Consider the following 1,505-nt stretch of genomic DNA (forward strand, 5'->3'; position numbering starts at 1 on the left):
GCCACTTTTGCCATAACCGTGTTTTTTCACAGGAGATGTCTGTTCACAAAACGGGCATCTTACATCAACTTTAGCCACTGTATTCCACATCCAAAACCGGACATTTCACACTGCAATCAACATATTGAATACACGACCAAAACGTTGTATCCATGCTGCAGCGCAGCTTGTCGCGTCTATGGTCAAGGGCAATCGTGCAAGGGGTAAATAGTGCCATCGCTTGCCAGCAGGTAGATGTCGCAATGATAGCGGGCGAAACAAAAGCCGGTATGGAATACCTTGAGCCTTACGCCTTCACCTCTACCGCACATTCCGGTGCGGAAGGGGTTGCGCTATTCCTCTCAGGTGATCGCTCTCACGGCATCGTAATTAACGTTGCAGACCGTCGCCATCGACTTAAAGGCCTCCAACGTGGTGAGGTGGCGATCTATACCGATGAAGGTGATAGCATTGTGCTCAAGCGCGGTAGATTGATAGAGGAAACCACAGAACCCTTTGTTATCAATGCAAAAAAATAAGGTGGTACTCAACACTCAACAAGTGGAAACGCCCGGAAAGATCACCGCCGGGCAATCTATCGCTTCACACGCTGAAATACAGGACAAATCCGGCTCCATGAGTACCGTGCGGGCACAGTACAACAACCATAGAGGCGACAGTGGCGGAATGACGGGAACGCCTAATCAGGAAATGACATAAGATGCTGATGGTGAACGACAGGCACTATTCCTACCAGGGTAGCGACCGATTAACCCGTGCCGTGATTATCTCGTTATTCACCTAGTGACGGGCTGAACAGGATGACGACACGGATACCCCGATGGGATGGTGGGGTGATACGTGGCCGACGGTACAAAATGACCGGATTGGCTCTCGATTGCATCTGCTGAAATGCACAACATTAACCTATCAGACGGCGCAAAAAGCGAAGGAATATATCGCTCAGGCGCTCAAGTGGATGACGGAGGACGGTGTAGCGCTTCGTGTTGATATTGAGGTAGTGCGCTTAGGTACCGATAGATTAAGCGCAACCGTCATCCTGACCTTACCTGACCATAACATAAAAACGATGACCCTCAACAACCTGTGGAGCGTGATCCATGCAAACTAGCTGTTTTTCGCGCCCGACCCTACCACAACTGATAGACACCCTTCGCGGTGATTTGTTGACACGATTTAACGAGGACGGTGTGTTACGCCGTCTGGATACAGAGGTGTACGCCAGAGGCTTTGTTGAATAAATCAGAACTTGTAACGACTGAGCCCCATACGGGTCGATTGTTACGTGATGCGAATACTGTTCGGCATTCCTAATAGCGTGATCCGGTTAAGCGCTTTGACCATGACCATGACCATGACCATGGCCATGGCTTCACCCACCTGAGCATCGTAGTCTCTCAGACTTAGATGACCACCCAGAAGCCTTTTGAACCGGAACATGGCCGTTTCAGCCACCGAGCGCCGGTGATAGACCACTTTCTTTTTCCAGATATCGTTACTACCGC

The 1,505-nt window shown here is 50.1% G+C and carries 5 pseudogenes; 3 read left to right on the forward strand and 2 right to left on the reverse strand.

Annotated features, from left to right (window positions below):
* Positions 1-78, reverse strand: a pseudogene (locus QZ506_RS09490) (IS1 family transposase); the annotation flags it as partial.
* 74 nt (positions 79-152) lie between these two features.
* Here QZ506_RS09490 and QZ506_RS09495 point away from each other — a divergent pair.
* The 3 pseudogenes from QZ506_RS09495 to QZ506_RS09505 form a co-directional block, all read left to right on the forward strand.
* A pseudogene (locus QZ506_RS09495) lies at positions 153-699 on the forward strand (phage baseplate assembly protein V).
* A 7-nt stretch (positions 700-706) separates the two neighbouring features.
* Positions 707-1,111 (forward strand): annotated as a pseudogene (locus QZ506_RS09500) (phage GP46 family protein).
* Positions 1,101-1,226 (forward strand): annotated as a pseudogene (locus QZ506_RS09505) (phage baseplate protein); the annotation flags it as partial. The pseudogenes QZ506_RS09500 and QZ506_RS09505, both read left to right, overlap by 11 nt.
* A 55-nt stretch (positions 1,227-1,281) precedes the next feature.
* On the opposite strand, the pseudogene QZ506_RS09510 reads toward QZ506_RS09505, so the two are convergent.
* A pseudogene (locus QZ506_RS09510) lies at positions 1,282-1,505 on the reverse strand (IS5/IS1182 family transposase); the annotation flags it as partial.

The sequence above is a fragment of the Candidatus Symbiopectobacterium sp. genome (genome assembly GCF_020054415.1).
In the GTDB taxonomy this organism is placed as follows: domain Bacteria; phylum Pseudomonadota; class Gammaproteobacteria; order Enterobacterales; family Enterobacteriaceae; genus Symbiopectobacterium.